Source organism: Citrobacter sp. On2M (assembly GCF_018035235.1).
In the GTDB taxonomy this organism is placed as follows: domain Bacteria; phylum Pseudomonadota; class Gammaproteobacteria; order Enterobacterales; family Enterobacteriaceae; genus Citrobacter; species Citrobacter meridianamericanus.
The window spans coordinates 841,562-864,145 of sequence record NZ_WPCV01000002.1; the positions used below are offsets into that span (position 1 = coordinate 841,562).

General features: G+C 48.2%; 20 protein-coding genes. 7 read left to right on the forward strand and 13 right to left on the reverse strand.

Translation table 11 applies throughout. The features are described 5' to 3' along the window. The first annotated feature begins 7 nt into the window (after positions 1-7). The gene (gene ptsP / locus On2M_RS06145; protein WP_210904508.1) at positions 8-2,503 is read left to right on the forward strand and encodes a phosphoenolpyruvate--protein phosphotransferase; all 2,496 of its coding nucleotides are present in this window, start codon (positions 8-10) and stop codon (positions 2,501-2,503) included. Between the two features lie 43 nt (positions 2,504-2,546). Here the strand turns inward: ptsP and On2M_RS06150 are convergent, their stop codons facing one another. Genes On2M_RS06150 through On2M_RS06165 form a run of 4 tightly spaced genes read right to left on the reverse strand, consistent with a single transcriptional unit; the run spans position 2,547 to position 6,111 of the window. Beyond that, the gene (locus On2M_RS06150; RefSeq protein WP_151217566.1) at positions 2,547-2,726 is read right to left on the reverse strand and encodes a hypothetical protein; all 180 of its coding nucleotides are present in this window, start codon (positions 2,724-2,726) and stop codon (positions 2,547-2,549) included. Positions 2,727-2,785: 59 nt separating this feature from the next. Then, positions 2,786-3,649 (reverse strand): AraC family transcriptional regulator, encoded by an 864-nt coding sequence (locus On2M_RS06155; protein WP_187253512.1) that lies wholly within the window; start codon positions 3,647-3,649, stop codon positions 2,786-2,788. A gap of 15 nt (positions 3,650-3,664) precedes the next feature. Then, complete coding sequence (gene ypdB, locus On2M_RS06160) at positions 3,665-4,399, reverse strand: LytTR family DNA-binding domain-containing protein (RefSeq protein WP_210904509.1); 735 nt, start codon at positions 4,397-4,399, stop codon at positions 3,665-3,667. Positions 4,400-4,413: 14 nt separating this feature from the next. After that, a complete protein-coding gene (locus On2M_RS06165) occupies positions 4,414-6,111 on the reverse strand; it encodes a sensor histidine kinase (RefSeq protein ID WP_210904510.1) in 1,698 nt (565 codons plus the stop codon). 387 nt (positions 6,112-6,498) lie between these two features. On the opposite strand from On2M_RS06165, the gene alaC reads away from it, so the two are divergent. After that, positions 6,499-7,737, forward strand: a complete 1,239-nt coding sequence (alaC, locus tag On2M_RS06170; protein ID WP_151217560.1) for an alanine transaminase — start codon at positions 6,499-6,501, stop codon at positions 7,735-7,737. Between the two features lie 65 nt (positions 7,738-7,802). Here the strand turns inward: alaC and ypdK are convergent, their stop codons facing one another. Continuing rightward, complete coding sequence (ypdK, locus tag On2M_RS06175; protein ID WP_010723117.1) at positions 7,803-7,874, reverse strand: membrane protein YpdK; 72 nt, start codon at positions 7,872-7,874, stop codon at positions 7,803-7,805. Positions 7,875-8,217: 343 nt separating this feature from the next. Here ypdK and On2M_RS06180 point away from each other — a divergent pair, with 343 nt between their 5' ends. Further along, positions 8,218-8,835, forward strand: a complete 618-nt coding sequence (locus tag On2M_RS06180; protein WP_151217558.1) for a lysozyme inhibitor LprI family protein — start codon at positions 8,218-8,220, stop codon at positions 8,833-8,835. Between the two features lie 41 nt (positions 8,836-8,876). On the opposite strand, the gene lpxP is transcribed toward On2M_RS06180, so the two are convergent. Further along, a complete protein-coding gene (gene lpxP, locus On2M_RS06185; protein ID WP_187253509.1) occupies positions 8,877-9,797 on the reverse strand; it encodes a kdo(2)-lipid IV(A) palmitoleoyltransferase in 921 nt (306 codons plus the stop codon). Between the two features lie 437 nt (positions 9,798-10,234). Here lpxP and On2M_RS06190 point away from each other — a divergent pair, with 437 nt between their 5' ends. Continuing rightward, entirely contained in the window at positions 10,235-10,477 is a 243-nt protein-coding gene (locus tag On2M_RS06190; protein ID WP_187258636.1) for a DUF2545 family protein, read from the forward strand. Between the two features lie 108 nt (positions 10,478-10,585). On the opposite strand, the gene pgtP is transcribed toward On2M_RS06190, so the two are convergent. Beyond that, entirely contained in the window at positions 10,586-11,977 is a 1,392-nt protein-coding gene (pgtP, locus tag On2M_RS06195) for a phosphoglycerate transporter PgtP (RefSeq protein ID WP_187253508.1), read from the reverse strand. A gap of 413 nt (positions 11,978-12,390) precedes the next feature. Between pgtP and pgtC the strand changes: the two genes are divergently transcribed. From pgtC to pgtA, 3 genes are read left to right on the forward strand one after another with little or no spacing between them, the layout of a single operon-like run. Then, complete coding sequence (gene pgtC, locus On2M_RS06200; protein ID WP_187253507.1) at positions 12,391-13,590, forward strand: phosphoglycerate transport regulator PgtC; 1,200 nt, start codon at positions 12,391-12,393, stop codon at positions 13,588-13,590. Positions 13,591-13,601: 11 nt separating this feature from the next. Beyond that, a complete protein-coding gene (gene pgtB, locus On2M_RS06205) occupies positions 13,602-15,596 on the forward strand; it encodes an ATP-binding protein (RefSeq protein ID WP_210904659.1) in 1,995 nt (664 codons plus the stop codon). Further along, complete coding sequence (pgtA, locus tag On2M_RS06210; protein WP_151224058.1) at positions 15,586-16,833, forward strand: two-component system response regulator PgtA; 1,248 nt, start codon at positions 15,586-15,588, stop codon at positions 16,831-16,833. The genes pgtB and pgtA overlap by 11 nt, the downstream gene beginning before the upstream one ends. Before the next feature lie 90 nt (positions 16,834-16,923). Here the strand turns inward: pgtA and On2M_RS06215 are convergent, their stop codons facing one another. The 6 genes from On2M_RS06215 to ureG form a co-directional block, all read right to left on the reverse strand. Beyond that, positions 16,924-17,463: a DUF2058 domain-containing protein gene (locus tag On2M_RS06215; RefSeq protein WP_187253506.1), complete on the reverse strand. Its 540-nt coding sequence runs from the start codon at positions 17,461-17,463 to the stop codon at positions 16,924-16,926. A gap of 113 nt (positions 17,464-17,576) precedes the next feature. Next, positions 17,577-18,467, reverse strand: a complete 891-nt coding sequence (locus tag On2M_RS06220; RefSeq protein ID WP_187253505.1) for an AraC family transcriptional regulator — start codon at positions 18,465-18,467, stop codon at positions 17,577-17,579. Between the two features lie 835 nt (positions 18,468-19,302). Then, on the reverse strand, positions 19,303-19,953 hold the full coding sequence (locus On2M_RS06230; RefSeq protein ID WP_151217543.1) for an MgtC/SapB family protein: 651 nt from the start codon (positions 19,951-19,953) through the stop codon (positions 19,303-19,305). An 18-nt stretch (positions 19,954-19,971) separates the two neighbouring features. Beyond that, on the reverse strand, positions 19,972-20,964 hold the full coding sequence (gene yut / locus On2M_RS06235; protein ID WP_151217698.1) for an urea transporter: 993 nt from the start codon (positions 20,962-20,964) through the stop codon (positions 19,972-19,974). 34 nt (positions 20,965-20,998) lie between these two features. Next, positions 20,999-21,949 carry an urease accessory protein UreD gene (locus On2M_RS06240; protein ID WP_210904511.1) on the reverse strand — a complete coding sequence of 317 codons (951 nt, stop codon included), beginning with the start codon at positions 21,947-21,949 and terminating at the stop codon, positions 20,999-21,001. Then, on the reverse strand, positions 21,924-22,583 hold the full coding sequence (ureG, locus tag On2M_RS06245; RefSeq protein WP_151217540.1) for an urease accessory protein UreG: 660 nt from the start codon (positions 22,581-22,583) through the stop codon (positions 21,924-21,926). Before ureG ends, On2M_RS06240 begins: the two co-directional genes overlap by 26 nt. Between the last annotated feature and the right edge of the window lies 1 nt (position 22,584).

Sequence of the window (22,584 nt, forward strand, 5' to 3'; positions counted from 1 at the left end):
AGTTGTTATGCTTACGATTCAATTTCTTTGCCCGTTACCCAACGGCCTGCATGCGCGCCCTGCATGGGAGCTGAAAGAGCAGTGCAACCAGTGGCAAAGTGAGGTGATATTTATTAACCATCGCCAGAATGTGAGGGCGGATGCGAAAAGTTCGCTGGCGCTGATTGGCACCGGGACGCTGTTTAACGACAGCTGTAGCCTGGCCATCACTGGTCGCGATGAAGAACAGGCCCGGCGAGCGCTGGAGGAGTATCTCCAGCATCGGTTTATTGACAGCGACAGCGTTCAGCCGACGCAGGCGGAACTGGCGGCGCATCCGTTGCCGCGTTCGTTGATTCGCCTAAATCCAGACCTTCTTTATGGTACCGTGCTGGCAGGGGGCGTGGGGGCGGGGACGCTCACGCTTTGGCAGAGCAATAATCTGGAAAGCTATCGCGTGATAGCGGCGAGTGCTGAAGACAATACCCGACTTGAGCACAGTCTGGCGACGCTAGCCGAACAGCTCAATCAGCAGCTGCGCGAGCGCGATGGTGAGAGTAAAACCATCCTTAGCGCGCATCTGTCGCTGATTCAGGACGACGAGTTTGCCGGGAACATTCGCCGCTTAATGCTGGAGCAGCATCTGGGGCTAGGCGCGGCGATTATCGTCAATATGGAGCAGGTATGCGCCAGGCTGTCGGCCTCCGGTAGCGATTATCTGCGCGAGCGCGTCAGCGATATCCGTGATATCAGCGAACAGTTGCTGCACATCACCTGGCCTGAAAGACGACCGCGTAATGCGCTGGTGCTAAATAAACCGACAATTCTGGTTGCTGAGGATTTGACGCCCAGCCAGTTTTTAAGCCTTGATTTGCAACATCTTTCTGGCATGATCCTCGAGAAAACAGGGCGCACCTCGCATACCCTGATCCTCGCCCGTGCGTCGGCTATTCCAGTGCTTAGCGGCTTGCCGCTGGAGGCTATCAGCCGCTATGCAGGACAGCAGGCAGTACTGGATGCGCGTTGTGGGGTGATGTCCATCAATCCGGACGAGGCGGTTCGCGGCTATTACGCGATTGCGCAGAGGCTCGCTGATGAATGCCAGCGACGCCAGGCGCTTGATGCTGCCCAATCCGCGCTGACCAAAGATAATCAGCGTATTGACGTTGCGGCGAATATTGGTACCGCGTTGGAAGCGCCGGGAGCGTTTGCCAATGGCGCGGAAGGGATTGGTCTGTTTCGGACTGAAATGCTGTTTATGGACCGCGACAGCGCGCCTGATGAGCAGGAACAGTTTGAAGCCTACCAGCAGGTCTTATTGGCCGCGGGCGACAAGCCGGTTATCTTTCGCACCATGGATATTGGCGGTGATAAGAACATTCGCTATCTCAATATTCCGCAAGAAGAGAATCCGTTCCTGGGCTACCGTGCGGTGCGGATTTATCCGGAGTTTGCTGGACTGTTTCGCACGCAGTTACGCGCTATTTTACGTGCGGCGACCTTCGGTAATGCACAACTGATGATCCCGATGGTACACAGTCTCGACCAGATTTTATGGGTAAAAAACGAACTGCAGAAAGCGATGGTTGAGCTGAAAACCGACGGTTTACGCCATGCCTCAACCATCCCGCTGGGGATTATGGTTGAAGTGCCATCGGTGTGTTACATCATCGACCATTTCTGCGATGAGGTGGATTTCTTCAGTATTGGTTCAAACGATATGACCCAGTACCTGTACGCTGTCGATCGTAATAACCCGCGCGTTTCGCCGCTGTACAACCCGATTACGCCCTCGTTCCTGCGTATGTTACAGCAGATTATCCGCGTGGCGCACGAGCGCGGTAAATGGGTGGGTATTTGTGGGGAACTGGGCGGGGAAGGACGCTATTTACCCCTGCTGCTGGGCTTAGGGCTCGACGAGCTGAGCATGAGCAGTCCACGCATTCCGGCGGTGAAAAGCCAGCTTCGTCAACTGGACAGCCACGCATGCCGTGAACTCGCCATGCAGGCCTGTGAGCGCCGTAGCGCTCAGGAGATAGAAGATCTGCTCAACCAGTTTGCACCGCAGAAAGATGTGCGTCCGCTGCTGGCGCTGGAGAATATTTTCGTTGGTGAGCCACTGACCAACAAAGAGCAGGTGATTCAGTTTCTGTGCGGCAATCTTGGCGTTAATGGGCGAACTGAACATCCGTTTGAGCTGGAAGAGGATGTCTGGCAGCGCGAAGAGATCGTCACCACCGCCGTCGGTTTTGGCGTGGCTATCCCGCACACAAAATCTCAGTGGATCCGCCACTCCAGCATCAGCATTGCCCGGCTTTTGCAACCCGTTGACTGGCAGTCTGAGATGGGTGACGTGGAACTGGTGATCATGCTGACGCTGGGTGCCGATGAAGGCATTAATCACGTGAAGGTCTTCTCACAGTTGGCGCGCAAGCTTGTGAACAAGCAGTTCCGCCAGTCGCTGTTTGCCGCTGAAAATGCTGACAGTATTCTGGCGCTGCTGGAGGCGGAACTGACGTTTTAAGTTTGACAGCAAGAGTGGATAAGAGGGTCAGAAAGGGAAATTATCAATCAGAGAACGGTAGTTTCCCGGCCCTCAGCAACGTCATCTCTTGTTTGCAGAGCAGCACTACCGCTTCGCGACCCTTTACACGATGAGAGGTGAGAGCTCTTTTCACGGTCCGACGATCCGTACCTGATTCCAGCATCTGATAACACATCAGGGAGAGTGCACGTCTGTTTTTCATTGCATATTCACTTTATTGATTAAGTCTGCGGGGTATTAAACCCGTTGATGCTGTCTCAATCAACGTGCAGATTTAAAACGTGCGCCATACTCACCCGGCGTCAGACCAAACTGACGCCGGAACAGGCGGCAGAAATAATCACTGTCCTGATATCCACACCGTTGTGCGACTTCGCTAATCGACAGATGGTATTTCTGTAATATGATGCGTGCCTTCGCCATTCTGACCCACCGCAGATACTCGACAAATCCCATAGTGCCGTGCTGGGCAAACACTTTTGACAGGTGATTGGGAGTGATATTGAAAAATTGGGCCACACTTTCCCGGGTCAGCGGTTGGGCGTAGTTATCCTGTACCCAATTACACATACTGTGATAGAGAAATTCAGTGCGTGGACGCTCAGTTTCAGGGCGCGTATTCACCACGCTACGACACAGATGCAGCAGGCTAAGCACCAGCGGTTGAATGATATCCTGAGCCTGAGGAGAGCGGCTTAAATGGGTTAATGCAGTTAGCATCGCCTCGCCTTCACCGCGCTGCGGATGCGGTAACTCAATCCGGCGTAGCGGGCGCAACAGCGATGCGGTTCGGTTATCGTAAAATGAGAGCCCCAGCCAGGCCGGAGAAAAAACCAGGCTCAGCAGCATCACGGGCTTATCGCTGCCAGGCTGATTCGCCGCTTTCGCCGGGATAAACAGCATGTCGCCTTCTGGCAGACTGTATTGCTTTTTTTCCAGTCGGTTGCTGTATTCGCCACGTAAAACGATATCGAGGCGCGGAAGATCAATACATAAACTACCACCTGGTAGCGTAGTGGGATGGGTCGCGAACCATACGCGCCCCAGGCGCTGCGGGTTTAATACCAGGCCACTGAACAGATCGGCGAAAAACTGTTGGTCTGCGGGTAGGCCTGGCTCTTTCATCGCTCTTTCTCTGCGCTATAAATGCATTAACTGTCTGAACTCTTTAACTTTACTCCGACTAACCGGGATTTCAAATTCCAGATCTTTTAAGCGCAAAATGTAGGTGTTGTTAAACCAGGGTTCAATCTCGCGGATTTTATTCAGATTCACGCAAAACGAGCGGTGGCAGCGAAAGAAATGCGAGGCGGGCAATTTACTGCAAAATTCGGTGATGTTCATCGGCATTACGTATGATTCACGTCGGGAGTAGACAAACGTCATCTTTTCATGGGCTTCTGCGTAGTAGATGTCGTTGATCGGAGTGACGATGATCCGCTCATCTTTGATGAGATTGATCGTGTCGTTCTCGCGGGCCACCGGACTGGCGGGCAAGGTTCCCGTTTGCTGTTGCTGCCAGGCGGCTTGCAGTTTTTGCAACATCCCGACGATGCGTGATTCCTGATACGGCTTCAGAATGTAGTCGAAGGCTTCCAGTTCAAAGGCTTCGACGGCGTGCTCTTTCCACGCGGTAATAAAGACAATAAAAGGCTTGTGCGCGAACTGACTGATATTTTGCGCCAACAGTACGCCATCCAGCGAGGGAATATTGATATCCAGAAAAATGGCGTCCACGCGGTTGTGCTGGAGATATTTCAGCACGTCCAGACCGTCGTCAAATGTGCCGACAATCTCCATCTGGCTGTGCTCTTTTATCAGCCAGCTCAGTTCCTGTTGGGCCAGGAATTCATCTTCGACAATGATGACTTTCACGACTTCACTCCTGGTTAAAGCAATAATGTAGCCGGTGCGGCTATGGGCGAATGCTGATTCGGCACATAAAAGGCAATCTCAGTGCCTGGTTCCAGACGGCGGATATGTAAGCCTTCACCGTAGAGTAGCTTAACGCGATGATGCACATTCAGCAGACCAATTTTATTGCCCGGCATTTCATTGGATTCGACCCGTTCAATCACTTTTGGATCGATACCGTGGCCGGTATCCCGCACAGCAATACGAACCCGATTGCCGCACTCTGCAACGCTGATGGTAACCACGCCTTTCCCTTTGCAGGGCTGAATCCCATGGACGATAGCGTTTTCTACCAGCGGCTGAATCAGCAGGCTGGGAATATAACAGCTTACCTCTTCATCGATATCATAAATAACCGTGAGTTTGTCGCCAAAACGTGCCTGTTCGATGGCGATGTAATCCTTGATTTGATACAGCTCTTTTTTGATGTCGATCTGCTCATCGTCTTTTAATTCGATATTGTAGCGAAGATAACGCGACAAATTAAAAATGAGCTGGCGTGCGGTGTCTGGGTTAAGCCGTACCGAGGATGAAATCGCGTTCAGGGCGTTAAACAGGAAATGGGGATTTATTTTACTTTGTAGTGCGCGTAGCTCTGCCTTATTTGCCATTTCGCGTAGCTGTTCCGCCCGGGAAACTTCAAGCTGCGTCGAGATAATTTGCGACAGGCCGATGGCCATTTCCTGCAGCGAGGAGGTTATCTGGTGGGCGTGACAGTAGTAGATTTTTAGCGTACCGGTGACAACACCTTTCTCCCAAAGCGGGATAACCAGCATGGAGTGTATTTCCGGCGTGCGATGCGCTTCATCATTGTTTTTAATGATGATTTTTCCGTAATTGATCGCCTGCTGCGTGGTCGGACTGACGAAATCATCGTTATCGCGGTAGTTAAGTTCCCCCACGCCAACGTAGGCCAGAACGTGCTGGGTATTGGTAATTGCGACGGCGTCCGCATGGATGTCATGGCGAATAATTTCGCACACCTGGCGGAGCGACTCGCTGTTAACCTGCCGAAAAAGCGGTAAGGTTTTGTTGGCAATATCCAACGCCAGTTTGGCCTGCTTCGCGGCGCTGGCTTCTTTCTCACCTTCCACGCTTTGCACCAGCATGACGATAAAGCCAATGCAGACGCTGCCCAGGATCATTGGGATGCCGATTTTCGAGACAATATCCAGTCCCAGTGCTGTAGAGGGGGCCCAGGCGACGACGAGGATCATCGTCAGGGATTCGCACAGCATTCCGCCTAAAATGCCCGCGCGCCAGTGCTGCGTTTTGGGGATCTTACGGTTGATCCACCCTGCAATACAGCCAGCCAGAATACTGGTGATAAAACAGGGCAGGGCGGTGACGCCGCCGATGTCGATCAGGTAGCGGTGAGTGCCCGCGATGAGGCCCGTAATGATACCGACCCATGGACCAAACAGAATTCCCCCTGACATGACCGCGATAATACGCACGTTAACCAGCGAGCCTTCAACCGGTACGCCGGACCAGGTACTGAACAGGGCAAACATTGAGAAAATCGCGGTAACAGCGAGTAGCTCTTTCGGAGAGTGGGCTGATTTGTGCAACAGTTCGCGAAACAGGCGGATACGAATCAGGAAAAACAGACAAAACAGCATCAGTGCTGCCCGGTCAAATACCGCCAGCAGCATATTGAATATTTCGTGCACGGATGACTCTTGCGCAAGGGTTAAACCTCTATGATAGGTAACCTGGGCCAGGATGACCAGCGTCCACGCAGCATGTATCTAATGAGGAAAAACCATAATATTAAAAGGGGATTGTTGCGTGATTGTTGTATTTACAATACCTGTCCTGTCAGTGCTGCGCTCAAAGTAATGTAATTAACAACAAAATGTTAAATGAAGGTAATTTTAAGCGAGGTGTGAAAATGGTTATTTCCTCATTTTTACTGATTGTTCCTCTTTTGTGTCAATTAAAAATATTTTGGTTTGCCTCTCGACAGAAGGAAATTATTCAGGCTATTTTCTAAACGTGCCACCATTGTGGCAGCGTCGCTCGGACGGTCCGGGCGCTAACGTTAATCTGAGGATATTATGGCTGACACCCGCCCTGAACGTCGCTTTACGCGTATTGATCGCCTTCCCCCTTACGTTTTTAACATTACTGCTGAACTGAAGATGGCTGCGCGTCGGCGCGGCGAAGATATTATCGATTTCAGCATGGGGAACCCGGATGGGGCCACGCCTCCTCACATTGTCGAAAAACTCTGTACCGTGGCGCAGCGCCCGGATACGCACGGTTATTCCACCTCGCGAGGCATACCGCGTCTGCGTCGGGCGATTTCCCGCTGGTATCATGAACGCTATGACGTTGAGATTGATCCTGAATCTGAAGCAATTGTGACGATTGGTTCCAAAGAAGGGCTGGCGCACCTGATGCTGGCCACGCTGGATCACGGCGATACTGTTCTTGTCCCGAACCCGAGCTATCCGATCCATATTTATGGCGCGGTGATTGCTGGCGCGCAGGTACGATCTGTGCCGCTGGTCGAAGGCGTCGATTTCTTTAATGAGCTGGAGCGCGCGATTCGCGAAAGCTATCCGAAACCGAAGATGATGATCTTAGGTTTCCCGTCGAACCCGACTGCGCAGTGCGTCGAGCTGGAATTCTTCGAAAAAGTTGTGGCTCTGGCTAAACGCTATGACGTGCTGGTGGTTCATGATCTGGCCTATGCCGATATCGTCTACGACGGCTGGAAAGCACCCTCAATTATGCAGGTACCGGGGGCTCGCGATGTCGCTGTTGAATTTTTTACCCTGTCGAAAAGCTACAATATGGCGGGCTGGCGTATCGGATTTATGGTAGGTAACAAAACGCTGGTAAACGCGCTGGCGCGAATTAAGAGCTATCACGATTACGGAACCTTTACACCGTTGCAAGTTGCGGCCATCGCCGCGCTGGAAGGCGATCAGCAGTGCGTGCGAGATATTGCAGAGCAATATAAACGTCGTCGTGATGTCCTGGTCAAAGGGCTGCATGAAGCGGGCTGGATGGTTGAGATGCCCAAGGCCTCAATGTACGTGTGGGCGAAAATTCCTGAGCAATACGCCGGGATGGGGTCACTTGAATTTGCCAAGAAACTGCTGAATGAAGCGAAGGTATGCGTTTCGCCGGGGATTGGGTTTGGTGACTATGGCGATACACATGTACGTTTTGCGCTTATTGAGAACCGCGACCGTACTCGCCAGGCCATTCGTGGCATCAAAGCAATGTTTCGCGCGGATGGTTTGCTGCCTGCCAGTGCGAAATCGACCACCGAAAGTACGGACTAACAACACGTTTCTCCAAAAGCAAACAGGAGCCTGAGGGCTCCTGTTTTTTTGCTGCGTCTTTATATTTAGATCATCAGGGCGAAAGTACCGGCCCAAACGATGACCATAAAAGAAATGCCCATAAAGAAATATTTCACTTTTCATCTCTCCGCGTACCTGAGGTACGTCTGAATGAACATATGCTTACCTGACAGAGAGCTGATGCACGCATAAACGAAATGAAGAATTCCCCTCGTTTGCTTGGCTGCATCACCTCAGAATTCTGAGCTTTAATGCTCCAGACGGCGCTAATGTACGCCTAAAAATGAGGTGAGACAAGAGGCATTTTTTTATTTAATTTTAATAACTTACAAGTGTCGTGATTCGGCGACAGTTTAATTTCTTTCGGTAATAAATTGCTATTGAGCGACGGAATGCTTACTCGGATAATTCTCATATCGCCATGATGTTAATGCGGTTAATTTTTCGCGGAATTTAATAATGAAAAGGTTAAAAATGACCAGGTTAATGATGTTAGCACTTGCTCTTACGCCGTTGACGTCGATGGCGGCCTCGCCGCTGGCGTTCAATTTCAGCTGCGCAAGTATTGGTGGTGTGAATAGTGATGGTAAAGGTAATGTCTGGATTGATGGCGCGAAGGCGACGGTGAAGGCTTTCAATGAAAACTATTGGGAGGCGACAAGTGGTAAGAATACCGTTTCTATCTCCCGCAACGATGACGGAAATCCGGATGTATCATGGACTGGACCTAATCGTCAGCACGGGGTTTGCCTGCCGGAGGACAATATTGATTATTCTCCAGCGAAAAAATCGACCAACGCTGGTCCGTCTTACTCCTGCTCTGCTGTTCAAAAGGGAAGTGCGGAAGATATTATTTGCCAGAGCCCATCGCTCTCTGCAATGGACCTGAAATTGAACGAAATTTTTAAACAGGCACTGGCTAAATCGAACAATGATCCGATGTTAAAAGCAGAGCAGCGCGGTTGGATCAAAGGACGCAACGAGTGCTGGAAGGAGAAGGATAATGAGCCAGCCTGCATTGCCCGAAGCTATAACGAACGAATGACTGAACTCCACAATAAGTGGGGCGTGAAGTAATTCAGCTGGAGAAAAAAAGAAAGGCCTTGCGGCCTTTCTTTTCAGATATACAACGAGGCTTCACCCATCGGGCGCGTTTTGAAGCGACGGTGGATCCAGAGATACTGTTCGGGGGCGCGCATGATCTCTTTTTCGATAATTTTGTTCATATAGGCCGCTGCCTGGCACTCATCAGCCGGGTAACCTTCCATTTCAGGCGTGATGAACAGGCGATAACCAGAGTTATCTGCTTTTCTCACCATGGTTACGGTCAGCATCGCTGCACCCGACAAACGCGACAGCACGTAGGTACCGTTGGTGGTTGCCACATCTTTGACGGCAAAGAAGGGAGCAAATGAGCTTCCTTTACGGCCGTAGTCCTGATCGGGAGCAAACCATACGGCTTCTCCTTTTTTCAATGCACCGACAATACCGCGCAGATTATTTCTGCCGATCATGGCCTTGTTCGAGCGCATACGACCGCGGGTTTGGATCCACTCCATCAACTTATTGTTGTGCGGGCGATAGGTTGCCATCATCGGTTGGCAAAGCCCCATAACACGACCGCCCAGCTCGAGCGACATAAAGTGTACGCCGACCACCATCACGCCACGGTTGTGCCTCTGCGCACGTTTCAGGTTGTCTAATCCTTCTACATCAAACCATTTGCGAACCCTGCGGTCTGACCAGAACCAGGCCATACCCGTTTCAAGAAGCGCCATGCCGAGTGAGCGAAAATTTTCGTCAACCAGTTTGTCTCTCTCTTCCTGCGACAAATTGGGAAAGCAGAGCTCAAGATTTTTATGGGCAATAGATTCGCGACGTTTTAAAAATGGTCGCGCCAGCGTTCCTGTACGAGTACCAAGAAAACATAATATTGGATAAGGAAGTTGCACCAGTAACCAGAGCACGCCGACACCAAACCACGTGAGCCAATAGCGCGGATGCAAAAACGCGCGTGAAAATTTACATTGGGGGAACATAAGCACCTGTTGTTGATACGGAATAAATGTATCGCGAAGATTCTTTGTCTACAGCGTTACTCTCTGATACTGATCGTTAGGCCGCCATGAACGACATTGGTTCCTGTAAAGAGTGTAAAACTGAGTCAGGACAAAACCACGAGGGGGCATGAATGATCGGACGCACAATGTACACCCGAAGATTAATGTCAGCCAGAAATAATTACTCAAGATTCGTAAATGTTTTTACGGCGATTAAGCGTAAAAATTAACCTATTTATAATTCGTTGTTTTTATGCAGATAAAAAAATCTTTCAGACAGTTGAATAGTGCGCAGGTCAATGATTTTGTAACTAAGATGTTGCTTAAATTGCGCAGAAATGGGACTTGTCTTAGAATATAAAGTTAAGGAAGCGTAAGGACTTACGTTAAGTTTACGGCAGACAGGAGGTATCGCTATGCTCTATTTCTGGATCTTTCTTGTACTAAGCATTTTGGGCGTCAGTTGTTATATCTGGCAGGTTATGGGCGCTGCGGCGTCGATCAGCGCTTTCTTCGGCATGGCCATCCTTGCGGCATTAATTTACATTTTAACTATGCGGTTGACCAATGGTAACGAAATGGTAACCGGATTATTTCTTTTTATTGCTCCTGCATGCGGTTTGATTATTCGCTTCATGGTGGGTTACGGTAAGCAATAATTTTGAATGTTACGATTAGCAATAAATATCACGTTGAGATATTTATTCTTTATCTGAATTTATTGAAGTGCCAGCATCGCTGGCACTTTTTTGCGAGACTGAAATTGATTAGCGGGCATCGGCCAACTGCAGTGATGCTTCCTCTTGCTGAGCATTTTTTCGTTGTTGTTCGAGCTCCAGAGCGCCACGATGAGAGAGGTAGCAGAACAGGATGCAGCAGACAATCCCACCCATCAGCAGATAGAAGCCACCATGCCATCCCATTTTGTCGACCATGACACCAAACAGGCTGGTCCCCAGCGATGCGCCAAAAATGTAGCTCATAAATCCGCGTAGTCCTACCGCAGAACCTACTGCGAAGCTGGGCACGATTTCCATCGTCTGAACGGAAGCGAGGAACTGCGGAACATAAATCAGGCAACCCACGATGGCGGCAAAAATTGTGACCATCAGCAGCGACTCGCTTTTCCAGTAGCCGATCAGGCAGACAAAAATCAGCGCCATACAAATCATAGCCAGCGGCATGCGACGGCCTTTAAACAGTTTATCGGTGAGCCAGCCCGCCAGTAATGTGGAAGGAATTGCCGCCCATTCGAAAAACAGAAACGCTATGCTCATTTGCTCTTTGGAGAAATGTTTTTCGGTTAATAAATAAATTGGCAGCCAGCTAATCATGCCAAAACGCACCATATAGACAAAGACGTCTACCAGTGAAACATACCAGGCATTTTTATTCCGCAATACATAAGTACAGAAGATCTGGAAGGCGCTCATATTTTCTGGCGCCTGGTCAGCGTGTCGGGAATTTAATACGACTTTTTCTTCTGGCATCATTTGTTCCAGAGCCGGTAAGCCTTCCTGGCGCGGTGAACCTTTCCCCAGCATCAGCACAATAAAAGCAAACAGTACGGCAACACCGGCCGGGACAATATAGCTGGCACTTTGCCAGTGTTCACTCCCTAAAATGGCAAAGGCAGCACCCACAATCGGGGCGACAATACCACCGCCAACGTTGTGTGAGATATTCCAGAATGCGCCGACACGTCCACGCTCTTTACGTGGAAACCAGTTAGCGATGGTAATAAATGAGGGGCCAACGCCCATCCCCTGGAACAAACCGTTGAAAACGACTAGGGCGGCAAAAATCCAGAACCCGGTACTGAATCCCAGGCCTACGTTGACGATAGCACACAGTATCAGGCCGCATGCCATGAACACTTTCGGGCTGGCCTTGTCCGCCAGACTGCTCATAACACCTTTACTGATCCCATAGGCAATCAGCATACAGCTGCTGAGTAAACCGATCTGCGTGGCGCTGAGATCCAGATGTTCCTTCAGGTACGGAGTCGAGAGGGTAAAGTTATTGCGCACAATATAGTACGCAAGATAGCCAAGAAATACGCTGAGTAATGCCTGAATGCGGTATCGGCCATAAGTTTCCTGGACTTTCTCCGCCGGGACTTTATTTGCCGCTGTCCCTGCCTTAAATATTGATAACATATCATCACCTAAATTTTTATTGATGTGAATATCAGGGTTTTTCGCTGGGAAGAGTGGAATAGACGGCAAAGAAACTCAAGTTGATGATATGTGTCACTATTGACACAATTTATGCACGGCATGGCTTATTTTGACTCTTTTTTAATAATGAATTTTAAAGATCATTCTTTTATAGTCGTTTTTATCATCGGTGTGTGCGGATATTAACAAATTCAGGCTGCATTTTCGGGTAATCTTTACGCATGTTGCTACTTTCTGTTTGGTTATTCTGAGAATAACCTTATTCTTCCCTTGTCGTGATAAACGGGTAAATTTTGTCTCAATATTATTTTTTGCACATGTTGGTATTTATGAACGGGATCACAAACAGACTTTTAGGATGGGGGCATTTTTGGGCGATCTCGCTTTGTTTTATGTCACTGTCAGCGAGCTGTCTGGGCCAGAGTAAAGAGCTGGTGATGGCGACAACCTTTTCCCCAGGGGCAACAGCCTGGATTATCCAGCGCTGGCAAACGGAGCCGGGGTCAGTGATGATTCGCACGCTAAACCGGACCAGCAGTTCGCTGGAACAACTGCTGGATAATGCGAATGCGGAAAACGTCGATCTGATTTTGACCTCATCGCCCATGCTGTTGCAGCATCTTCAGGAGCATCAGAAGCTGGCACCTTTCGATAATGTGTTGCCGGAAAGTCAGCGGCTGGTGCCTGATTCGATTCGTTCGACCTCCGTGGCTGTGGCGATATCTGGTTTTGGCCTGTTGATAAATCGTTCTGCGTTGGCGGCAAGGCATCTGTCGCCTCCTGCCGACTGGGGAGATTTAACGCAGCCTAAATATCAGAACGCGCTGCTGATGAGTAGCCCGTCGCGTTCCGATACCAATCATCTGATGGTTGAGTCGTTGTTGCAGCAAAAAGGGTGGGAAGAGGGCTGGGCGACGTTGTTGGCCAGCGCCGGTAATCTTGTAACGATTTCATCACGCAGTTTTGGCGTGGCCGATAAAATTAAGAGCGGTTTAGGCGTTGCGGGGCCGGTCATTGATAACTATGCCAACCTGTTGCTTAACGATCCGCACCTGGCTTTTACCTATTTTCCTCGCTCGGCGGTGTCGCCGACCTATGTTGCCGTTCTTAAGAATAGCCAGCACGGCAATGAAGCGCGTCGGTTTATTCGCTATCTGTTAAGCCCGGAAGGACAACGGATCCTTGCGGATGCTAACACGGGTAAATATCCGGTCACGCAGCTCGCGCCAGATAATCCACGTGCCGCTCAGCAGGCTATTTTGATGAACCAGCCTGCGCTTAATTACCGACTGATCCTGAAGCGGCAACAACTGGTGCAGAGGATGTTTGATACTGCCATCAGTTTTCGACTCGCACAGCTGAAGGATGCCTGGCGGGCGCTATACAGTGCGGAAGCGCGCCTGAAACGGCCGCTACCTGAAATAAGAGCACTGCTGACCAGCGTCCCGATAGACGCCAGAAGTAGTGAAGATGAGGCCTGGCTGGCGCAATTTGACAATAAAAGCGTGGCCGAACAGCAGATGATGGAGTGGCAGCTCTGGTTTCTTAACAATCAGCGTCAGGCGATATCCAAACTGGAAGAGTTAAAATGAAAGGTGGCTCGATACTGCAGCGCCTGCGTCAGCTCAGCATCAGCAGCAGCCTGCGAGGCGCGTTTCTGATGGGCGCACTACTGACGCTGAGCGTAAGTTGCGTCAGTTTGTACTCCTGGCATGAGCAGAGCTCGCAGATACGCTATTCGCTCGATGATTACTTCCCACGAGTGCATTCTGCTTTTTTGATTGAAGGGAATCTGAACCTGGTTGTGGATCAACTGAATGAGTTTCTGTTAGCCCCCAACACGACGGTGAGATTGCAACTGCGCAATCAAATTATTGCACACCTGGACAAAATTGAAGGGTTGAGCCGCGGGCTTCAGTCGACAGAACAGCAGCAGCTGGCGGTGATGTTGCAAGATAGTCGGGCGCTGATGGCGGAGCTGGACCGGGTGCTCTACAACATGTTTCTCGTACGCGAAAAAGTCAGCGAACTCTCTGCGCGTATCGACTGGCTCCACGATGATTTTACTACCGAGCTGAATTCGCTGGTGCAGGATTTTACCTGGCAGCAGGGAACGTTGCTGGATCAAATCGAGGCCAAAAACGGCGATGCGGCGCTGTATCTCAAGCGTGCCAGAGAGGTGCAAAACGAGCAGCAACAGGTCTACACCCTGGCAAGAATTGAAAATCAGATCGTGGATGATTTACGCGACAGGCTCAATGAACTGAAGTCGGGTAGTGACGACGGCATGTTGGTGGAGAATCACATCCGCTATCTGGAGAATCTGAAGAAAACGGCGGATGAAAATATCCGTACCCTCGATGACTGGCCCAGCACAATCACCTTGCGGCAAACCATTGATGAGCTGCTGGAAATCGGGATGATGAAAAATAAAATGCCCGATACGATGCGTGATTATGTCGCCGCACAAAAAGCGCTCGTTGATGCCAACCGTGTCCGAGAAGCAACGCTCGGGCGCTTTCGAACGCTGCTTGAGGCGCAGTTGGGAAGCAGCCATCAGCAAATGCAGATGTTTAACCAACGGCTGGAACAAATTGTTCGTGTCAGCGGGGGACTTATTCTACTGGCGACGCTGCTGGCGCTACTTCTTGCCTGGGGGCTTAACCACTATTTTATTCGTTCACGTCTGGTGAAGCGTTTTACCGCGCTCAACCAGGCTGTGGTGCAAATTGGCCTTGGCAGAACGGATGCCACTATCCCGGTTTATGGGCGCGATGAGCTGGGGCGTATCGCAAGATTGCTGCGCCATACTCTGGGTCAGTTGAGTTCGCAGAAAAATCAGCTTGAGCTGGAGGTGGCAGAGCGCAAGGAGATTGAGTCCGATCTCCGGGCAACGCAGGATGAACTGATCCAGACGGCAAAATTGGCGGTGGTTGGCCAGACCATGACCACGCTGGCACACGAGATTAACCAACCGCTGAACGCGCTGTCGATGTACCTGTTTACGGCGGGAAGGGCAATTGAACAAGGGCAATCCGTTCAGGCCAGAAGTACATTAACCAAAGCTGAGGGGCTGGTTACCCGTATTGACGCCATTATCCGCTCACTGCGTCAGTTTGCTCGTCGGGCCGAACCGGGCGCACCTTTGCATCCGGTCGATCTCCGACAAACATTCAGCGCTGCCTGGGAACTGTTGGCCATGCGACATAAGCCGCAGCAGGGTACGCTGACGCTTCCCGACCACAGCGTATGGGTGACAGGTGATGAAGTGCGTATTCAGCAGGTGCTGGTAAACGTACTGGCAAATGCGCTGGACGCCTGCCCAACTGCCGCACAAATAGAGGTCTACTGGCAGGCTGAGGGTAGCCGATTGTGCGTCTTTGTCAGTGATAACGGTCCCGGCTGGCCTGAGGCATTATTGCCATCGCTGTTAAAGCCGTTTACTACCAGTAAGGATGTGGGTCTCGGTATCGGCTTATCGATTTGTGTATCGTTAATGGGGCAAATGAATGGCGAGCTGCGCCTTGCGTCGACACTGGGGCGTAATGCCTGCGTCGTTCTGCAATTTAATCTGACGGATGTAAACGATGTTGAGTGATGAATATTCTGTTCTGTTGATTGATGATGATGCCGATGTTCTCGACGCTTACACGCTGTTGCTTGAACAGGAGGGGTATCGTGTCTACGCATGCAGTAATCCTTTTGATGCCCGAAACTGGCTGCAGGCTGACTGGCCGGGGATTGTTCTGAGTGATGTATGTATGCCCGGGTGCAATGGGATCGATCTGATGACGCTGTTCCATCAGGATGATAATCAGCTGCCAATCCTGCTTATTACCGGGCATGGCGACGTTCCGATGGCGGTGGAAGCCGTAAAGAAAGGCGCATGGGACTTTCTGCAAAAGCCGGTCGATCCCGGCAAACTGCTGTCGCTGGTTGATGATGCGCTGCGTCAGAGAAAATCCGTGATTGCTCGTCGCCATTATTGCCAACAAAAGCTCCAGGTGGAATTGCTCGGTTACAGTGACTGGGTTAATCAGTATCGTCGGCGCCTGCAGCAACTGGCGGAAACGGATATCGCCGTCTGGTTTTATGGCGAGCCGGGAACGGGGCGCATGACCGGAGCCCGTTATTTGCATCAGTTTGGACGTAGCGCGGAGGGACCGTTCATCCGCGGTGAACTGACGCCCGGGAATACGGGACAACTCAATGACCTTATTGCACAGGCGCAAGGAGGAACGCTGGTTCTCAGCCATATTGAGTGCCTGACGAGCGAACAGCAGCACCATCTGGTGCACTTGCAAAGCCTGGAGCGGCGCCCGTTTCGTCTGATAGGCATTGGCGGCGCATCGTTGGTGGAACTGGCAGCAACCAATCAAATTGCGGCTGAACTTTATTACTGTTTCGCGATGACACAGATTGGTTGCCTGCCGCTGTCTCAGCGACCGGATGATATTGAGCCGCTGTTTCGTCACTATCTGCAGAAAGCCTGTCTGCGCCTGAACCATCCCGTGCCCGACGTTGAAGGCGATTTATTGAAAGGCATGCGGCGTCGCGTGTGGTTAAGTAATGTCCGGGAACTGGCGAATGCCGCTGAACTTTTTGCCGTTGGGCTACTTCCGCTGGCTGAAACCGCGAATCCGCAATTGCATTTGCTGGAACCGACACCGCTCGATCGTCGGGTTGAAGAGTACGAGCGACAGATCATTACTGAAGCGCTGAATATTCACCAGGGGCGAATTAATGAAGTAGCGGAGTATTTACAAATCCCGCGTAAAAAACTGTATTTACGCATGAGAAAATACGGGCTGAGCAAAGAGCACTACAAGTTTTAGTCGACAGTGTCAGGGGATAAGTGACGTCGATAGTATTTCGGTGGCGGCGTTGGCGTTCACCGAAATACATAACGAATATCTGTTTTTTTCTTACCACATTAAATCATCAGGGATGACGAAATCAGCATATGGATCGTCTTCGTCCTTCGCTTCCTGACTCAGCTCGCAATTTAAAACAATATAGCTTGCGTCACGCTGTGCAATCTTGTCGGCAACGACAGCCGGAATGATGGCGTATTCGCTCTCGCTGCCGTTTTCCGCCGTCAGTCGGGCTATGGCCAGACGGCCTTTAATCAGCTGAGACTGCGTCACTTTATCAACATAGACTTTTTTGATCAGATTATTATCAGTGAAGTTGTACCCAATATCGCCACTGGTAATGGTGATTTTGTTCATCTCAATCAGTTGCTTGATCTGCGCTTTATACTCTTTAGATTGAACGGCTTGCTTCTGCTGCTCACTGAGCTGTTTGTCGCGCTCAATTTGCGCTTTTTTATTCTCTTCAACCGCTTCTCTGGCTTCACGAGCCTGAACGCGTGACTTCTTCGCCGTTCTTTGCACTTTGGCCATTTTTTTGCTGCTGACCAGACCTGCTTTAAGCATCTGTTCTTGTAGGGTAAGTTTTGTCATTGTCGCTTCTAATCCAATAAAATCGTTGTAAGGATTATAACCTTAACGTTCGACGGGATGCCAGAATGGGGAAGCGTTCTCAAGATAGCCCACGGATTCACTCCGTGGGTAGTTTATTTACCAGATGAGAGATAGTCTCCTGGTGCTGTCCCCATAACACGTTTAAATGCCTGATAGAATCCAGATAATGATTCATATCCTACTCTGCTGTAAATGACCTCATTTTTTATACCTCTTCTGAGCAGGTTTAATGATACATAAATCCTTAATTTGCTTAATACCTGGTTCGGTGTGTAGCTTGTCGCTTTCAATATACGGCGAATAAATGTCGAACGCGACATATAGGTGAAGCGAGCCATATCATCCAGCGACCATGAATACTGTGGGTTGTCTATTATTGCAATGATTAATTTGGCTAAGGCTTCATCATTTGCCGCATTCAAGAGGTTTACGTCAATATCATATAAGGAAGAGGATTCGCTAATGACATAATGCAATATAGCATCGGTCAGGTGCGCAATAATGCAATTATTTTCATCGGCAGATGCGTTTACTTCAGTCAGTAGTAACTCAAAGAGAGTGTGTATTTTATTGCTGACGTCGTCTTTTTGTTTGATCACAAAAATGTCCGGAAGTAAGGCAAATAGCAATTGGCTAGCGATAGATCTGGGTTGGATGAAACCACAAAGCAGATCGGTGGATTCTGAAGATGATTCTTCAATCTTACTCATCTGTTTACGTGGTAAATCATCAAGACTTGTATCAGGAGATGAGGCCAGAAAAAAAGGAAAATTATTAAAAAAGAAGAGAATATCTCCCTTTTCCAGTTTGATACGTGGTTGTTGGTTAAGTAAATCCAGCCAGCACTCCCCGCTCAGGACGATATGAAAACTCGGTTCACCATAGGAGTATGTTGATGCTTTCCATTCGCTACAATACCTGCCGAGGTGGAAGACGGATGTTTTTGCTTCTCCACCCTTAAGAAGCCAGCCAGAAGTATTCATGTTTTCCCCAATATTGTCATTAATAGACTGATTTTGAAACGATGGCGTATAGATAGTTGCCATTGGTGACTATAATATTTGTTAATTAAAATACACATTGCAGGAGAGGATAGTGTTTTTGATCTTTACCAAAGATATTATGTTGTTACAGGCTATTTACCATCTTTTTAAAAATGATGTGATCATTCATGTCCAGCATGCACATGAGCTATGCGCTTTAGAAAATCATAATGCGAAAGTGATCATTGATACATTAAATAACAATATTTTCCATACTCGATTAGCGTATCAATTAGAGAAAATTAAGCCTTCAAAAATTTATATACTTTCACCGTTTAGAATCAAACGGTGCTTCGGTGATATCCCCGTTTTTTTTGTTAATCGAAACGTTTCGCTGAGTGGCTTCATTACTTTGCTAAATTGCAATGAAAATAATGCTATCACTCCGGAATTATCGCTTTCTCGCCGACAGCATCAGATTCTTACTTATATTCTGCAGCAAAAGTCATGTTCTTCAATTGCTGAGCGAATGCACATCTCATTGAAGACCTATAATTGCCATAAGTATAATATAATGTTGTTGCTTAAACTCAGAAAAATGAGTGACTTAGTACGACATAAGATTTCATGTTATCTATTGTGAAAAGGTATCGTAGGTCATTGTTCTAGACCAGAATTAAGTTGTTAAAGTGCAGAGGAGGGCAAATATTATATAACACAGTCTTCAAAATATGTAGCTCTTAGTTTAATAGTTAAATCCTATTTTCGATGTAGAAATAATTAATGATAAATAATGTTACTATCGCATTTAATATAATTAATATCTGAATAGTAGCTATACGACAGAAACCTCTTTAATAGCAGGGTTTTCTTTAAGTGAAGAAAGAATCTGATTCACCGAGGTTGCGTCCGTATACTCAATGTTTGCCGTGAGAACATGAGAGTCGGATGTATCATTAGCCAGTGAACGCAGTTGGATGCGATATCCCTGTTCATTAAGCGAGGTCAGAACAACTTGCGCAGTCCCGGCTGCAATACGCATACGTAGTTGTAGATGGCGATTTAAAAAGCGGTAGGTAAGCTGACGGAAAAACTCCAGCACAATGAGCGCCATAATCGTACCTATGATGCCAACTTCATACATTCCACTGCCGATAACCAAACCTATTGCTGCGGTGACCCACACATCCGCAGCTGTTGTTAATCCTCTGATGGTTTGTTTTTGTACCAGAATATTCCCCGCACCGAGAAATCCTACGCCAGTGACAACCTGAGCTGCGATTCTGCTGGGATCTAATCCTATATGGGTATGTTCAATAACATCATAGAAACCGTATTTAGAAACGATCATGAACATGGCACTGCCAATACCAATCAAGATATGTGTGCGTACACCTGCTTCTTTAGCGCGAATTTGACGCTCCAGACCAATTACGCCGCCGAGCAGACTGGCTAATATAAGTCGGAAAAGAAATTCTTCAGTCATAATGATTCTCTCATTGATTCAGGAGTGACGATGCTCTGGCATAAATTCTTTATTCGGCACCAGGAATAACCATGATGAAATAACAAATGGCATGGTTAATGTTGGTATACCAAAAGGCATTAAAAGCACATTCATGGCAGCCTGAATAAAAACTGTAAAAATGATACCTGAGATAGTATAAATAAATACTCGCCAGCCAGGTTGATTAAATACTGTACCTAGGGCAACTGATGTCAACACGGCACTAAAGGCATACAGTCCTGTAGAAATGTCATGAGCATTAGCACCCAGATAATACGCAAGCAGTGTCGCGATTAGAGAGCCGACGATGGCATAGCAGGCGCATACAACAGATTCTACTGCCAGACCTGCAATGAAGAATAAACTAGCAAGAATCCCTGGAAACAAAAATACCTGTGATATCCCATGTAGGGTGCCGTCGATAAAAAAGCTAAGAGAGTAATCGCCAGGCGTTGTTGGGATATAATGTTGGGATAACTCTGGGGAGGGTAAACCCGAACCATAGATATTATGAAATGCATAGCTGGCCAGTAGAATGACCCATGTTGTTAGCACAAACGGCGCTGTTAACGCAGCAACTTTCCACGTTTTTAAAATATCGGCGATGCAAACCGTAGCAATAACTGATACGACACTACCAACGATCAGGCAGAACCACATTAACGGCGTTGCAGTGATAAACACAGGAATAGCAATGCCGACCAGACAGCCATTATAACTATAGAGGCCATCCCGCCAACCTTTTACATCATGAGTTATGGCTCCCGTAATTGAAGCCAGGACAGTTCCAATTACGCACCCCCATGCAGCCAATGGATTATTATTGCTATAAGCAGCGATAAATATAGCAATAAAAAACAATAACCCAGTGATGGGATTGTTTTGAAACATTACCTGAGCACAACCACGTAATGATATATCAATAATTTTGAGAATGTAGTGCTTATCAATATTATTTTTCCATAATACTGGGATTGAGTGTGTTATCATCATTATTTACCAGCGTAAAAGTAATAAGGAGGTATTATTGTTTCCAGATAAATGGGGGCGGTAACTCTGCATTCAGAACGACTTTTCTGGTCATGGCCCACACTTTACGGATATGTTTTTTAATAATACTACTGTCATTAGCTAATATCTTAAATATAAGGCCGGATTCGGCGGGAAGTGTTGACATTCCGTAGCAACAATCTTTGCCATAATAAGCTTTGAAGGCCGCCTGAATGGATGATATGTTTTCTACTGGAGTTAATATAAAAATAGTGCCGATAATTTGAAAACCTCCCATTACCCCGAGTTCAGTCATGGGATGCTCCTTGGGTTTCAGCACAATCTGTTCTTTGAAAACAATATTTCCAGACTCATCTTTTGCAGATACTGTTGAGGAATAATAATCAAAACCATTTAGCTCATTTTCATGATGGTAACGACGTCCCGGTATAATGACTTCGGAATAAATAAGTGTTGCGTTTCTTTTATAATCGATGACGGTATCGTTAACAAATCTTGCATTGTGATGTAGGATTAAAGGATCGGGTAGGTATTCCAGATAGGAATTATCGTGTAGTTGGATGAATTGAATCTGCGCTCCATAGTTTTTATCCATCGAGTGTACTTTGGTTGCTGATTGAGTGTTTACGCTGGCGAAAGCATTTTCACCCACGTTGATGGATAACACCATGCGATCCCCCTGCAGCACACAGCCTGAAGTTGATATCATGGTCACGCAGGGAAGATCCGGCAGTGCCTCATCATGATACAATGCCTTTTGCGCAAATAATGGGGTTCGCTTTTCCATACGATGAAGAATGCTTTTTCTCCCGGTACGCGTAAAACCCAGGTACAAAAAACCATCTTTACCGATTGCCCCACTGGGCATTTGCTCCGGCTCCTGACGATACTCTATGGGGATTTGCGTGTCCCAACGTTTCCGGCTCTTCTCTACCTGGTCATTTATATTCTGTGAATGCGTCATCTTGTTTTCCTTCAATAGTGTGACCAAATAAAAAATCGCGTTCAATCATGTCCACAAGCTGCTCAATACCTTCGCCTGTTTTACAGTTAGTTAAAATATAAGGGCGATTGTTTCTGACATAACGGGTATCCGCTTCCATTACTTCCAGACTGGCACCTACATAGGGCGCTAGATCAATTTTATTGATGATTAAAATATCAGCCTGAACCAGACCTGGGCCATTTTTACGTGGGATTTTTTCACCTTCAGCTACGTCAATGACATAAATATAAAAATCAGCCAATGCAGGACTGAAAGTGAGGGTAAGGTTATCGCCACCGCTTTCAATCATAATTAAATCGCTATCCGGGAATTTATCTTCCATTTCTTCCACAGCAGCAATATTCATACTGGGATCTTCGCGCACAGCAGTGTGTGGACATGCCCCAGTTTCAACGCCAATGATTTTTTCTTCTGCTAATATTCCTTTTAGTGTTCTTTTAACCTGCTTTGCATCCTCCGTTGTGACAACATCATTGGTCACAATCAGAGGTTTATATCCCCGACGAATAAGAACAGGAGTAATAACCTCAATAATGGCCGTTTTTCCTGAACCTACGGGACCACCAATGCCAATTCGGGTAATTTTTTTCATT

Excerpts from the sequence above, each read along its gene's own strand:
- ptsP (WP_210904508.1), top strand. The coding sequence starts at position 8 with ATGCTTACGATTCAATTTCTTTGCCCGTTACCCAACGGCCTGCATGCG.
- On2M_RS06150 (WP_151217566.1), bottom strand. The coding sequence starts at position 2,726 with ATGAAAAACAGACGTGCACTCTCCCTGATGTGTTATCAGATGCTGGAA.
- On2M_RS06155 (WP_187253512.1), bottom strand. The coding sequence starts at position 3,649 with ATGAAAGAGCCAGGCCTACCCGCAGACCAACAGTTTTTCGCCGATCTG.
- alaC (WP_151217560.1), top strand. The coding sequence starts at position 6,499 with ATGGCTGACACCCGCCCTGAACGTCGCTTTACGCGTATTGATCGCCTT.
- On2M_RS06180 (WP_151217558.1), top strand. The coding sequence starts at position 8,218 with ATGAAAAGGTTAAAAATGACCAGGTTAATGATGTTAGCACTTGCTCTT.
- lpxP (WP_187253509.1), bottom strand. The coding sequence starts at position 9,797 with ATGTTCCCCCAATGTAAATTTTCACGCGCGTTTTTGCATCCGCGCTAT.
- On2M_RS06190 (WP_187258636.1), top strand. The coding sequence starts at position 10,235 with ATGCTCTATTTCTGGATCTTTCTTGTACTAAGCATTTTGGGCGTCAGT.
- pgtP (WP_187253508.1), bottom strand. The coding sequence starts at position 11,977 with ATGTTATCAATATTTAAGGCAGGGACAGCGGCAAATAAAGTCCCGGCG.
- pgtC (WP_187253507.1), top strand. The coding sequence starts at position 12,391 with ATGTCACTGTCAGCGAGCTGTCTGGGCCAGAGTAAAGAGCTGGTGATG.
- pgtA (WP_151224058.1), top strand. The coding sequence starts at position 15,586 with ATGTTGAGTGATGAATATTCTGTTCTGTTGATTGATGATGATGCCGAT.
- On2M_RS06215 (WP_187253506.1), bottom strand. The coding sequence starts at position 17,463 with ATGACAAAACTTACCCTACAAGAACAGATGCTTAAAGCAGGTCTGGTC.
- On2M_RS06220 (WP_187253505.1), bottom strand. The coding sequence starts at position 18,467 with ATGAATACTTCTGGCTGGCTTCTTAAGGGTGGAGAAGCAAAAACATCC.
- On2M_RS06230 (WP_151217543.1), bottom strand. The coding sequence starts at position 19,953 with ATGACTGAAGAATTTCTTTTCCGACTTATATTAGCCAGTCTGCTCGGC.
- yut (WP_151217698.1), bottom strand. The coding sequence starts at position 20,964 with ATGATAACACACTCAATCCCAGTATTATGGAAAAATAATATTGATAAG.
- On2M_RS06240 (WP_210904511.1), bottom strand. The coding sequence starts at position 21,949 with ATGACGCATTCACAGAATATAAATGACCAGGTAGAGAAGAGCCGGAAA.
- ureG (WP_151217540.1), bottom strand. The coding sequence starts at position 22,583 with ATGAAAAAAATTACCCGAATTGGCATTGGTGGTCCCGTAGGTTCAGGA.